This window comes from Azospira sp. I09 (assembly GCF_009177135.1).
Classification (GTDB): Bacteria; Pseudomonadota; Gammaproteobacteria; order Burkholderiales; family Rhodocyclaceae; genus Azospira; species Azospira oryzae.
The window spans coordinates 2,796,989-2,809,679 of sequence record NZ_AP021844.1; the positions used below are offsets into that span (position 1 = coordinate 2,796,989).

General features: G+C 66.9%; 13 protein-coding genes. 2 read left to right on the forward strand and 11 right to left on the reverse strand.

What is annotated here, in order from left to right:
- Positions 1-140: 140 nt before the first annotated feature.
- The 11 genes from radC to AZSP09_RS13085 form a co-directional block, all read right to left on the reverse strand.
- Positions 141-635, reverse strand: coding sequence for a RadC family protein (gene radC / locus AZSP09_RS13035; RefSeq protein WP_011829985.1), 495 nt, complete (start codon positions 633-635; stop codon positions 141-143).
- A 195-nt stretch (positions 636-830) separates the two neighbouring features.
- Positions 831-1,574 carry a DsbA family protein gene (locus AZSP09_RS13040; RefSeq protein WP_152090293.1) on the reverse strand — a complete coding sequence of 248 codons (744 nt, stop codon included), beginning with the start codon at positions 1,572-1,574 and terminating at the stop codon, positions 831-833.
- 13 nt (positions 1,575-1,587) lie between these two features.
- On the reverse strand, positions 1,588-4,476 hold the full coding sequence (locus tag AZSP09_RS13045; protein WP_152090294.1) for a conjugative transfer ATPase: 2,889 nt from the start codon (positions 4,474-4,476) through the stop codon (positions 1,588-1,590).
- Positions 4,476-4,910, reverse strand: coding sequence for a TIGR03751 family conjugal transfer lipoprotein (locus AZSP09_RS13050; RefSeq protein ID WP_025513344.1), 435 nt, complete (start codon positions 4,908-4,910; stop codon positions 4,476-4,478). The genes AZSP09_RS13045 and AZSP09_RS13050 overlap by 1 nt, the downstream gene beginning before the upstream one ends.
- Positions 4,891-6,324, reverse strand: a complete 1,434-nt coding sequence (locus tag AZSP09_RS13055; RefSeq protein ID WP_025513343.1) for a TIGR03752 family integrating conjugative element protein — start codon at positions 6,322-6,324, stop codon at positions 4,891-4,893. Before AZSP09_RS13055 ends, AZSP09_RS13050 begins: the two co-directional genes overlap by 20 nt.
- Positions 6,314-7,228: a TIGR03749 family integrating conjugative element protein gene (locus AZSP09_RS13060; protein ID WP_152090295.1), complete on the reverse strand. Its 915-nt coding sequence runs from the start codon at positions 7,226-7,228 to the stop codon at positions 6,314-6,316. Before AZSP09_RS13060 ends, AZSP09_RS13055 begins: the two co-directional genes overlap by 11 nt.
- Complete coding sequence (locus AZSP09_RS13065; protein ID WP_152090296.1) at positions 7,225-7,917, reverse strand: PFL_4703 family integrating conjugative element protein; 693 nt, start codon at positions 7,915-7,917, stop codon at positions 7,225-7,227. The genes AZSP09_RS13060 and AZSP09_RS13065 overlap by 4 nt, the downstream gene beginning before the upstream one ends.
- Positions 7,914-8,324: a TIGR03750 family conjugal transfer protein gene (locus AZSP09_RS13070; RefSeq protein ID WP_023093115.1), complete on the reverse strand. Its 411-nt coding sequence runs from the start codon at positions 8,322-8,324 to the stop codon at positions 7,914-7,916. Before AZSP09_RS13070 ends, AZSP09_RS13065 begins: the two co-directional genes overlap by 4 nt.
- A gap of 12 nt (positions 8,325-8,336) precedes the next feature.
- Positions 8,337-8,705: a TIGR03745 family integrating conjugative element membrane protein gene (locus AZSP09_RS13075; RefSeq protein ID WP_021248605.1), complete on the reverse strand. Its 369-nt coding sequence runs from the start codon at positions 8,703-8,705 to the stop codon at positions 8,337-8,339.
- Positions 8,706-8,727: 22 nt separating this feature from the next.
- A complete protein-coding gene (locus AZSP09_RS13080; protein WP_003294214.1) occupies positions 8,728-8,967 on the reverse strand; it encodes a TIGR03758 family integrating conjugative element protein in 240 nt (79 codons plus the stop codon).
- Entirely contained in the window at positions 8,964-9,329 is a 366-nt protein-coding gene (locus AZSP09_RS13085; protein WP_152090297.1) for an integrative conjugative element protein, RAQPRD family, read from the reverse strand. The genes AZSP09_RS13080 and AZSP09_RS13085 overlap by 4 nt, the downstream gene beginning before the upstream one ends.
- A gap of 30 nt (positions 9,330-9,359) precedes the next feature.
- Here AZSP09_RS13085 and AZSP09_RS20755 point away from each other — a divergent pair, with 30 nt between their 5' ends.
- Together AZSP09_RS20755 and AZSP09_RS13095 are read left to right on the forward strand one after the other, a co-directional pair.
- Positions 9,360-9,752, forward strand: a complete 393-nt coding sequence (locus AZSP09_RS20755; RefSeq protein ID WP_442858677.1) for a helix-turn-helix domain-containing protein — start codon at positions 9,360-9,362, stop codon at positions 9,750-9,752.
- A 58-nt stretch (positions 9,753-9,810) separates the two neighbouring features.
- Entirely contained in the window at positions 9,811-12,690 is a 2,880-nt protein-coding gene (locus AZSP09_RS13095; protein WP_152090298.1) for an SNF2-related protein, read from the forward strand.
- The last annotated feature ends 1 nt before the right edge of the window (position 12,691 follow it).

Consider the following 12,691-nt stretch of genomic DNA (forward strand, 5'->3'; position numbering starts at 1 on the left):
TCGTAGTCGAGCGCAACGCAGATCAGGGGACGACAAAGAAACCGAAACCGGTCAGTCCCGATTTCTCGGCGGGTCGGCGAAAGGAAACGGGAGCCAATGGCTCCCGTGGTGATGACATGAATGCGCGTCCGCTGGTGCTGCTACAGCAAGCCGGCTTCGGCGAACGAGTACGGGCTGCCCTTGCCGACGATGAAGTGATCCAGCACCCGGACATCGACGGTGGCCAGGGCGCTCTTCAGCCGCTCGGTGATCGCACGATCAGCGGCCGAGGGCTCGGTGTTCCCAGAGGGGTGCTGATGCGCCAGGATCAGCGCCGAAGCGTTGAGCGCCAGCGCACGCTGGACCACCACCCTCGGATACACAGAAGTCTGGTCGACCGTGCCCTTGAACAGCGGCTCGAAGGCGAGCACCTGGTGCTGGTTGTCGAGAAACACGACGGCGAAGATTTCGTTCGGCTCCGCGACCAGTTTCAGGCGCAGGTAGTCGCGCACGGCGGCGGGACTGCCCAGCGCCGGACCGGCCTTGAACACGCGGTTCTCCAGCAGGGTGATGGCCTGCTGGATGATCCAGTCTTCGTGCTGGGCGGCGATCAGGGTGAGCGACTCCGGGCGGGAGTCGGCGATGACAAGAGACATGGCGAACCTCCAATGGATGAGATCGGAGGGCGCCTGCCCCAGGAGGGCAAACCCTCCTGGGGACGATGGGGATGGAACAGGTGACGAGCGGGCATCCACCACCGCGGATGCGGTGGCCGTTCGCGTCAAGGGATGCGATGCGAACGGGTTTCGATCAACGCGGACGAGCCGCGCCGCAGCCTTGAAGATCGATGGCTACCTGGGCATGTCACCGGCAACGCCGGCGGGCATGTCTGGGGAATGGGCAGGTTCGGCTGCGGTCGTGCTGCCGGCAGCGAGCAGGTCGATGGCCGACAGCAAGGCATCGCCTTCGACGGGGCCGTGCAGCAGGAGGGTCTTGCCGGACTCGCGGTCGCGCAGTTGCAGGGCCGGCGTGGCCGCGATGCCCTGCTGTGCTGCTTCCACCGCCTGGGCGCGGATGACGGCATCGGGGCGATCGCTGTCGAGACAACCCTGCATGGCTGGCGTGAGGTCGGGATAGCGCAGACCGTCCGGCAGGCCCTGGCCGTCGCCGCGCGTGTGCGCATAGAGCCACGCCACGGCCTGCCAGAACGTGGCATGTCCGCCCGTCTCGCCCGCGCACTCGGCCAGGCGTGCCCCGGCGGTCGCGGCCGGCTCGTGCATGGACAGCGGCAGGTGGTGCCACTGCCAGTTCACCTCGGGATAGGCGTCGATCCAGCGCTTGAGCGCGGGGAAGTAGGCCCGGCAATACGGACACTCCAGGTCGGCGTACCCGACCACCGTGAAGCGCGCATCGGCACGGCCATACAGCCAGGGCGGGCCGGCCGGTTTCGACGCTTCGGACCCGGCGGCGGCCAGGGACATGGGCTCGGTTGCAGGATGCGGCGCGCGCAGCAGCATCCACGAGGCCACCGCAATCGTCGCCACGATCAGCAGACCGGTCCGGGGATGACGGCGGGCGAATGAAGGCAGGCGCATCGTGTCGCTCCCGTCAGGCCAGCGTGTCCAGCGCCAGGGGTTCGATGCCCCGCGCACGGTCGACCTTCTCGGCCACGCGGAAGGCGGCATCGAGTTCGCTGATGCCGTGCTGCTGCATCAGCTGGAAGCGTTCGGCCTTCTCCTCGGGCTCGGTCATCGCCATCGCCAGGTAAAGGCTGGGCGGCACGGCGCGGAACAGCACTTCCATCGACTTGGACAGGATGACGCCTTCGGAGAACTTGCCGGCCTCCTTGCGGGCCGAAAGCATCAGCGCCTTCTGCGAAGCGTTGAGTTCGCGGAAGCGCGCGATCTTCTCGACTTCATCGGGCGGCATCGACAGGCAGATCCACCACTCGATCATGTTGAGCATGGGCTCGGCCGCTTTCGGCAGGTCGTCCAGGTTCTGCGTGGCGAGCCAGAACCAGGCGCCGAGCTTGCGCCACATCTTGGTGATCTTGACCACGTAGGGCGCGAGCAGTGGGTTCTTCGTGATGATGTGGCCTTCGTCCGTCACGTTGATGATCGGGCGGCCCAGGAACTGGTCGCGCTCGGCGATGTTGTTGACGGTGTTGATGAGCGAGATGTAGGCAATCGAGAGTTGGGCGTTGTAGCCCTCGCGCGCGAAGGTGGCCAGGTCCACGATGGTGATGTCCGCCTCGGGCCACGGCGTGCCGGACCGGTCGAACATCTCGCCGTCCACGCCCTGGCAGAACATATCCATGGCGTCGGCCATCTCCAGCAGCCGTGCGCGCCGCATCTCCGGCAGCGTGGCGTCGCGGGCGCGCTCGCGCAGCGCGTCGCGCACATCGCGCGTGAGCACCGTGCGTTCGTCCGCCACGCAATGCTGGGCCGCATCGAGAATGCACTGGCGGATCAGGCTGCGGTCGGCGCGCGTCATGCGCGCTTCTTCTTTGTCCTCGCCGCCGGTGATCATCAGTCGTGCAGTGATCTCCAGCTCCCCGAGGACGTCGCGCTGCTCGTCGCCTTCCACGGCCATGCCGGCATCGGTCTGGTCTTCGTCGAGCGCATCGGCGTCCAGCGTCTGTACCTGGCTCGGCGTATCGACCAGGCGCCAGGCGTCGGCGAACGGCGCCAGACTGACGCCCGCGCCGGGCGCGAGCTTCACGCGATGCACGGTGAGGCCCAAACGTGCCGCGAAGTCGCCGAACAGGCCGAAGCTGTTGCCCGCCTCGACGATGAACAGGCGCGGCCGATAGATCGCCGTCACCTGATTCAGGATATTGTTGAGCGTCGCGCTCTTGCCCGACCCCGTAGGGCCGAACAGGAACAGATGCGCGTTCATCTGCCGGTCGAGGCGGTTCAACGGATCGAAGGTGATCGGGCCGCCGCCGCGGTTGAAGAACGTGATGCCCGGATGCCCCGTGCCCTGACTGCGGCCCCAGACCGGCGCCAGGTTCGCCGCATGTTGCGCGAACATGAGCTGGGTGTACCACTGGCGCTTGTCGGCAGCCGGATCGAACACGCACGGCAGCCAGCGCAGATAGCTGTTCAGCGGCGCCACCTCGTCCTCTTCGCGTACCGGCTGCAGGCCGGCGTTGAGCATCACGTTGACGAGCTGCAGGCCGCGCGCATCGAGCTGGGCCAGGTCGCGGCCGCGCAGGTAGAACGCCAGCGCGCCGCGGTAGAGCTTGTGCGCGCTGCCGATCAGGCCGCGCGCCTGCTGCACGTCCTGCCGGGTCTGCTCCGAGGCCAGGGTCTCGCCGACGGCCTTCCTGGCGAGGTGGTTGAGGTGCGCCTCCAGCACGTCCTGGGGCGTGGCGACCAGCGTCAGGCACATCACCGTGTCTTCGGGCATCTGATCGAACAGCGCGTTCATGGCATCGCCGCCTTTGCGCGTCTCGCCCGTCAGATGACCCGTCACGGGTGGCGTGCGCAGGCGATCCATCACGATCACCCGATGCGGCATGCCGTCGAAGAACCACAGCCCGTTGGGCACGTCCGAACGTGGCTGGCCGAAGAACAGGCGCTGCGCGAAGTCGGTGCCGCTGGCGAGCTCGATCTCGCCCTCCTCCCGCTCTTCCGGGTAGCGGCTCAGCGCATAGAAGCGTTCCCGATCTTCGGCAGTGGCGCCGAGCAAGGTCGGATTCGGGTTGAACCAGCGCAGCAGCCAGGCGTGGATGTCCGCCGCGCCGAGACGCCGCGCTTTCACGCCCGCATTTCCCAGCCCGCCGGCGAGGCGGTCACAGATCGTGGTCAGCGCCTGCTCGGGCGACTGGCCGCGCCGCAGGGTCGGGGTCGCGGGCGTGCGGCGGTAGACGACCATGCGCACGCGCCGGACCTGGCCGCGCCACGGCAGGCGCGTCACCGTGGTGTCCTCGAAGAAGCCCCCCGGCTTGGCGATGGCGCGCAGGTGATGGGCAAAGAAGCGCAGGTAGAAGTCGCTGAACGCGCTGCCCTGCGCACGCGGCTGCAGATAGTTCGCCAGGGAGCGCAGATAGTTGTCCCAGTCGGCCTCGTCCTGGGCATAGAGCTGCACCACCCAGGGGTTGTCGTCCAACTCGTCGAAGGAGTCCTGCAGGGCGTTCTCCAGCGCATCGCGCGCCTGCCATAGCCAGGCCATCTCGCGGCCCTCGGTACCGACCGGCGCCAGCTCGAAGAAGGCCGCCACCGACTGGCCGTCTTCCAGCAACATGCACTTCGTGTCGGGCAGGTACTCGACCCAGGGCAGCAAGTCCGCGAACGACGGCGCGACGCCATAGAGCGCATCGTGGTCGGCCTGGGTGGCCGGCCTGCGCCGGCCCCGGCCGAGCGCGCTGCCCGGCTCGGCGACACCCTGTGCCGCCAGCGCCGTTACGTGCTGTGCCCAGGCATCATCGGCCGCATCCGCGGCGTCAGCAGGCGATGCGTCGGGCTTGCGTGACCACGGCAGCGACCAGGCCATCAGTAGTCCTCCACGCGCTCGCCCGGCATCGCGTACTGCACGCGCTGGTAGAGCGGGAACACCGTGCTGTAGCCGGGCACCGGCACCGGGTCGGTGCCCGCCAGGTGCGGGAACACGTACATCACCAGGTCGGGGTTCGGCAGGCGGTGGAACTGGCGGTAGATCTCGTTCTGCGCGGTACGGGTGTAGCGCGCCTGCACGCCGGGCGCCGCCTGCACATCGGCCTCGGTCAGCGGCCGGCGCAGGCCCTGGCGCGCGTCGAGCAGTTGCCGCGCGGCCTGGCCGCCGCCCGCGCCGCCGCCGGTCTCCTGATTCCAGATGTCGAGCATGGTGCTGTCGCCGTGCGGCAGCAGCTTCTCCTTGCTGGTGGCGCAGCCGCCGAGCAGGGTGGCCGCCAGCAGCACGGCGGCCGCGTCAATCCAGATCCGAGGCATGGGCTTCTCCGGTGCGGTGGTGGACCCGACGCCCCTTGGCGTCGTAGTCGATGTCGAGCGGTTGCTCCAGATGCACGGCCACCTTGGCGCCGGGCTGCACGTAGACCGCCGCGAAGGCCTGGCCGTAGAGCTTGTTGACCCAATCGGCCATGTCGCGCACGCCGCCCGCGAGGATGCGGCCCATCGCTTCGTTGCCGCTGATGCCGACGGTGCCCAGCGAACCGTTGCTGTTGGCGACCACGGCCACGCTGCCGTTGTCGGACTTGATGAGCGAGGCCGCGCCGGCGCCGGCTGCGGTGATGAGTGCCTGGCTGCCCAGGTACTGCTGGGCGTTACTGCGCCGCTCGCCGCTGACGCAGGGAATGCCGTAAGGGTCGCTGATCCAGCCCAGGCCGCCCTGGATGCTGGCGCCGTTGTGCCCCGAGTTGCCGCCGCTGCTGCCACCCTTGCTACTGTCCTCAGGCACCGTGCGGATGGTGCCGTCATGGAACACGAACGTGACCGAGCGGATTTGCCCGCGCACGCACGAGAGCGTCCAGTCGCCCGAGGCCGTGCCGCTGACCACGGCACCGGCCACGTCAGGAATGTCGATGCCGTTGGCCGTGAGGTTGTCCGGGCCGATCAGCACCTTGAACGGGTACGGGTCGTTGACGGTTCCATCGATCGGCACGCGCCCGATCAGCGCCGTCATGGCAATCGACCCCATGAGCGTCGAGTTCGACGGCACGGTGTAGACCGCCTTCGTGGATGCGCCCACCGCGCGGCTGCCGACGTCGGCGACGGATTCCACTGCGGCCGACAGGCTTTTCTGGGCCGGCCCGAAGCTCAGAGGAAAGCTCGGCGCCTTGCTGCCGCTCTTGGCGTCGACCTTGGCGTCGTCGGGCTCGACCCACTGCGTGCCACCGGCGCCGCGGTTGAAGCGCTGGCCGTCACCCTCTTCGAGCCCCAGTCCGACGGGCAGGTCGGACGGGCCACCCTTGCCGGAAAGGCCGTCCAGTTGCCGCTGCAGATCCTGCAGCAGCCCCTGGGTCTGCTGCCTGTCGCTGGCCACCTGGGTGCGCTCCTGCTCCAGGCGGTTGCGCTCGCCTTCCAGCGCGCTCTGGATGCGCTGGTCGATCGCGCTTTCCCGGGCACGCAGGCGCTCGTTCTCGGCCTTGTGCTGCTTGTTGTCGCCGAGCGCGCTCTGCAGCTCGGTGCGCAACTGCTTCACCTGGGCCACCAGCGTGGCGACGGTATCGCGCGGCGTGTCGCCAGCGATGCCCAGGGCTTTCATCTCCTCGGGCGTGAGCGTACTGGCCGCGCCCTTGGGAGCGGGCTGGCCGCCGGGCGCGCCGGAGAACAGCTTGATGCCGACGAACACCAGCAGCAGCGCCATCGGGATCAGCAGCCACTTGAGCAGCGGATTACTCTTCATCGCGCGCTCCTCCGGTCGAGCCGGCCGCGGCGGCCGGCGGCAGGTTCACGCTGGCGTCGATCGGGCTCAGCGCCGGCAGCAGCGACTCGGCCAGGCCGTGGCCGCGCGTGACCAGGTAGAGCACCGTGGTGTCGGACGCGGTGCCGGCCGGCCCCAGGTTCGGATGCTGGAAGGTCGCCGCCACGAAGTTCCCCTGCAGGGCGCGCGGGTCGAGGTCGAGCCAGCGCGCCGAGGTATTGGTGAGTCGCACGGCCGTCACCCACTGGTCTTCCAGGCGCCACGCGGCCAGTGCCCGCGCGTGCACCGGCAGCGTCGGCAGCAAGGTGTCCAGCGCGAGGTCGCGACGCAGGTTCACGCGCCCGATGCCGGCGACCGGCTCGACGGTGCGCAGCGGCGCGTACAGGTTCTGTGCGGCATGGCGCGTCAACACGACCGATACCGGCGTTTCGCGCCGGGGAACGGATTTGTCTGCGGGCGCATCGGCCTGCTCGTCCGCGCCACTTGCTGCACCGCCGCCGTAGCGCTTCGCGGGGGCCTCCGCTTCCACGATGCGCACCGGCTCCAGCGGCGCCTGGCCGTCCTTCGCCGGCTCGGCGGCGATGTCGAGCAGGATCAGCGCGCCGGATTCCACGTCCTGCAGTTGCAGCCGCGTGGGCGGAATCGGCTCGCTCGCCCGCAGGTAGATCGCGCCGCCCGCACTCTGCACGCGCAGATGGTCGCCGACGCTGGCCGGTACGCCGACGCGCACATTGCGGTCGATGAAGACCACGCGCTCCTGGCCGACCACCAGCGGTACCGGCAGGGGCAGGCGCTCCCAGCGCAGGATTTCCACGGCCTGGCTTGCCGGCACGAAACCGAGGATCAGCAGGACGCCGGCCAGGGCCGACAAGGCAACGGGCTTCATGGGGGGTCTCCCTGCAGGTGGCCGGAGGCGTTGGCGGGCGCGCCGGCCTGGGGTGGCGTCGGCGGCGTTTCGATGCGCTGGGGTGCGCTGGCGTAGCAGTCCAGCGCCAGGCCGAAGGGGTTCCGCTCGGGGTCGATGTCCAGCCGGACGACCTTGATGGGGTAGCGCACCAGGGCGCGCTTGACCTGCTCGGAGCCGTAGTATTCGTCCGCGCTCACGTCGAGCGTGACGATCCAATCGCGGTCGGAGACCATCTTGACGCGCGAGGCCGGATCATCGCCGTAGCCGCGGCCGGGAATCTCGTAGATGCCACGCACGCGCTGACGCAGCTCGCCACTGGCGCGCCGGTATTCGTAGTCCTGCTGCAGGAAGGCCCGGCAGCTCGGCGTCAGGTAGGCTGACAGCGCGCGCAGGTTGCGCGGGTAGTCTTCTTCGCCGTTCGTGGGCCAGCGCTGTACCTGCTGCCAGATGTAGAAGGAGAAGGCATACACGCTCTCGGGCGGCACGTCCCACCACTTGCGCGTGCTGCCCGAGCGCAAGTCCGGCGGCACATGGATGGTCAGACTCTTCGGCGCACTCCACCAACCGAAGCCGAGCAGCAGCGCCACCACGAACAACGCGCCGGCCCCCAGACGCAACGTCTTCACGTGCGCCTGCAGGTGCGCAACCTCGTTCTTGAAACGGCTCATGGCGTACCTCGATCGGCATTGCGCCGGGTCGTCCAAAAGCCCGAGCGGGTGATGAGGCGCTGGCCGCCCAGGAGCGCTGCCAGCGCCGGGTGCCGCAATGCCAGCCGCCACTGGAGCTGCCGGTAGAGCCAGGTATCGGGCCGGCCGCGCTTCTGCGCGCGCAGGAAGCCGCCGCCGACGAAGACGCCCAGCGCGATACCGGCGACGATCAGCGTGGGCACCATGGCGATGCTGTGCGTGAGCCAGGCCAGCGGCAGGCCGAGCGCGAACCCGGCTGCGGCCGACAGGCCGGCGCAGATCCACAACTCGTCGGCGGTCAGCCCGCGCACGACCACCGGCTGGCGGTTCAGCCGATGCGGCAGGAAGGTCACCAGCGTGTCTTGCGGGGTCTCCGAAGGGACGGCCATCGCTTGCCGCCCTCACAGCACGCCGGTGGCCTTGGTGAGCAGCCAGATGCCGACCACCAGGAGGATCGCGCCCACGGCGACCGTCAGGCCGAACTGTCCCCAGGTGGCGCGGCCGGTGTGGATCTCCGAGTAGCGCGTGTAGGCGTGATAGCAGACGCCGACGAACATCGAGGCGACCACGAGCAGCGCGATCAGCAGCACGATGTCGTAGCCGTAGTTCTGCAAGGTCTGCAGGATGCCGCTGCCCTGGCCGCGCGATGGGTCTTCCATGGTCGGCAGGCCCTGCGCGAAGGCCGACAGCGGCAGGCCCGCGAGCGCCAGCGGCAGCAGCGGAGCGGCGATGCGGGACGGAATGCGATGGGGTGTCGGTGGCATGTTCATGGCGTATGGCCTTTCGTGACGGTCAGGAGAGGAGGAAGAACGTCAGCACCAGGTACATCGCCACGAAGCGCACGACGACGGCGAGGAACTGACGTTCAGTGATGCGGTGCTCGGCCCAGCCGACATAGGCGGTGCGCATGGCCCACACGCCCCACAGCAGCAGCACAGCGAACACGAAGCCCAGCACCACGGCAGCGACGGCCGAAGGCGCAAAGCCGCCGTTGGCCTGGAAGGCGGCGACCTGATCGGCAGAGGGCGTCATGGCGACGGCACCTCGTCGTAGGCGCGGTCGCGGCGGACGTAATCGCCGGCCAGCGGGACGGGATCGCGCGGCTGGGCGCGCTGGGGCACGAGGTAGTCCTGCAGGCCGGCGCGAACGCGCATCAGGTCTGCGCGCAGTCGGGCGTAGTCGAAGTGGTAGCGGGCGCGTTCCTGCGGAGCGGTATTGGCGGCGTGCTCGGCGAGGCGGTCGATCAGGTCGAGTTGGCGGGCGAGCGCGGCGAGCTGCTCACGCTCCAAGGCGAGGCTGTCGGCAGCGACGGCAGGCTGCAGCGCCGAGAACGACACAGCCAACACCACGGCAAGCGCAGGCCATGCGGATGTGCGGCGGTTGGTCTGTCCCATCGTGCCATTCCCGTTGAAGCGGATGGCCAGATGCTGTGGCGCGCTCTCGCTTTGCGCCGCAGGGAATGGGAACTACAGCATGACCGGATTTGTTGGTCGCGCTGGCCGGCATTCGCGCAATGCCTGGTGGATTTCTTGTTGGCTAGTGCCCACCACCTTTTGGTAGAATTGAGCAAACTTGGCAATCCAAAGTCACGAAAGACCAAACCAGATGGTTTTCAGATGAGTGAAGTCGAGAGCGAGATCCTCACGCTGGAGGAGGTCGCGGCCTACCTAAAAGCCGGGAAACGGACGGTCTATCGCCTTGCCCAGAAAGGAGAGATCCCGGCGTTCAAGCTTGGAGGTACCTGGCGCTTTCGCCGCTCGGAGCTGGATCGGTGGATCGCCGAAAGCATCAACAAGAAGAAGCCGGAGGCCGAGTGAGCGCGGACCAAGCCAGCCGCCGAATCACGCTCGGGGAAGAGCAAGGGGAGGATCGCCGTTGACAACACAGCAGCTTCTGACGCCGCACCAGAGCCAGTACTTTGCTTGGCTGCTGACCAGGCGTGCAGCAGGCGATTCCGTGGAGTCCCTAGCTTCGACCTTGGTGGATTCGCAAGTCGATCTGAATCCCCATCAAGTCGAGGCCGCGCTCTTCGCTTGCCGCAACCCCCTCTCACGCGGCGTGATCCTCGCCGACGAAGTTGGTCTGGGCAAGACCATCGAAGCCGGCTTGGTCCTTTCCCAACGCTGGGCCGAACGGCGGCGGAAGGTCCTCATCATCGTTCCGGCGAACCTGCGCAAGCAGTGGCATCAGGAGTTGCAGGACAAGTTCGGCCTGCAAGGGCTGATCCTCGAAGCCAAAAGCTACAACGCGATCCGCAAGCAGGAGCAGCGAAACCCGTTCCTGTTCGCCTCCGGCCCGATCATCTGTTCCTATCAGTTCGCGAAGGCCAAGGCTGACGATGTCAAGGGCATCGACTGGGACTTGGTCATCCTCGACGAAGCGCATCGCCTCCGCAACGTCTACAAAACCAGCAACGTCATCGCCAAGACCCTCAAGGAGGCGCTGTCGCGCGTTCACTCCAAGGTGCTCCTGACCGCGACGCCGTTGCAGAACTCACTGCTCGAACTCTATGGACTGGTCAGCTTCATCGATGACCGCGTGTTCGGAGACCTTGATAGCTTCCGCTCGCAGTTCACTGGCAGAGAGCAATCCTTCAGCAGCCTGCGTGACCGGCTGGCTCCCATCTGCAAGCGCACCCTGCGCAAGCAGGTTCAGCCCTACGTGTCGTACACAGCGCGCAAGGCCATCGTTCAGGAGTTCACGCCGTCGAGCGAAGAGCAGGAACTTTCCAGGCTCGTTGCCGATTACCTGCGCCGCCCCAACCTCAAGGCCCTGCCCGAGGGGCAGCGCCAACTGATTTCACTTGTGCTGTGGAAGCTGCTCGCCTCCAGCACGCACGCGATTGCGGGTGCGTTGGAGACGATGGCCAAGCGCCTCCAGGGCGTGCTCGACGAAACCACCGAGGTTCCCGATCTGGCCGAGGAACTCGATGAGGACTATGAGTCGCTGGACGAAACCGCCGATGAGTGGAACGACCAAGGCTCAGACGTCGCAGCAGCGAGCCGCTTGGAACGCGATGTCATCACGCAGGAAATCGAGGAGCTTCGCCACTTCAAAACGCTGGCAACCAACATCCGGGACAACGCAAAGGGCAAGGCTCTGCTCACCGCGCTGGATCGAGCCTTCGCCGAACTGGATCGGCTAGGCGCGCCCAGAAAGGCCATCATCTTCACCGAGTCCAAGCGCACGCAGGAATACCTCCTCAACTTGCTGGCTGACACGCCATACGGCGACGGCATCGTGCACTTCAACGGCACCAATAGCGACCAGCGTGCGCAGGCGATCTACAAGGACTGGCTGAAGCGCCACGAAGGCACCGACCGCATCAGCGGCTCCAAGACAGCCGACACTCGCGCGGCCCTGGTCGAGCACTTCAAGGAGCGCGGCAAGGTCATGATCGCCACCGAGGCCGGAGCCGAGGGCATCAACCTCCAGTTCTGCTCGCTCGTCATCAACTACGACCTTCCCTGGAACCCGCAGCGCATCGAACAACGTATCGGACGCTGCCATCGCTACGGGCAGAAATTCGACGTAGTGGTCGTGAACTTCGTCGACCGCAGCAATGAGGCCGATGCACGCGTGTACGAGCTGCTGTCGCAGAAGTTCCAGCTCTTCGAAGGTGTATTCGGGGCAAGCGACGAAGTTCTCGGCGCCATCGGCTCCGGTGTCGACTTCGAGCGGCGTATCGCCGAGATCTACCAGAACTGCCGAGAGCCCGAAGAAATCAAGTCCAGCTTCGAGCAACTCCAGCTCGACCTCTCCGGCGAGATCAACGAGGCGATGGTCAAGACGCGCCAGGTATTGCTTGAGAACTTTGATGAGGAAGTGCAGGAGAAGCTGCGCATGCGGGCCGACGACAGCCGCAACGCGCGCAATCGCTTCGAACGCATGCTGATGGACTTGACCCGCGCCGAACTGGTCCAGTACGCCTCGTTCGATGACGGAGGCTTCGATCTGCACCACATACCAACTGAAGTCGAGCACAGCGGTCTCACGGGCATCGAGCTGGGGCGCTACGAACTGCCCCGCCGCTCCGGCGACGCGCACCTATACCGCATCAATCATCCACTGGCGCGATGGGCTATCGAGCAGGCCAAGGCTCGGGCACTCGACGGCGCCCGTCTTGTCTTCGACTACAACGCCTACGGTTCAAAGATCAGCACGCTTGAAGCCTGGCGCGGCAAGGTCGGATGGCTCACTGTGAAGCTGATCTCGGTCGAGACACTCGGCAACCAGGAGCAACATCTGCTGGTTGCCGCGGGCACGACCGACGGCCGCCTGCTCGCGGAAGAAGATCCGGAAAAACTGCTGCGCCTGCCCGCGACCACGCAGACCGCGAGTCTGTTCAACGCCCCTGACGCCACCCTGCTGGCCGACGTGGAAGCCCGCAAGACCGCGCTCCTGCGCGACGTCAACGAGCGCAACCTCGGCTACTTCGAGCAGGAAGTCCAGAAGCTGGATGCCTGGGCGGACGACCTGAAGCTCGGTCTGGAGCAGGAGATCAAGGAGATCGACCGCGAGATCAAGGAGGTGCGCCGAACCGCCGCGACCTCGCCGACGCTGGAAGAGAAGCTGTCATGGCAGAAGAAGCAGCGCGAACTGGAAGGCAAGCGCAGCAGGCTGCGCCGCGAACTGTTCACTCGGCAGGATGAGGTCGAAGCCCAGCGCAACGACCTCATTAGCCAGTTGGAGGTGCAACTTCAACAGCAGGTGGAGGAGCGCACGCTGTTCACCATCGAGTGGGAGCTGAAATAAG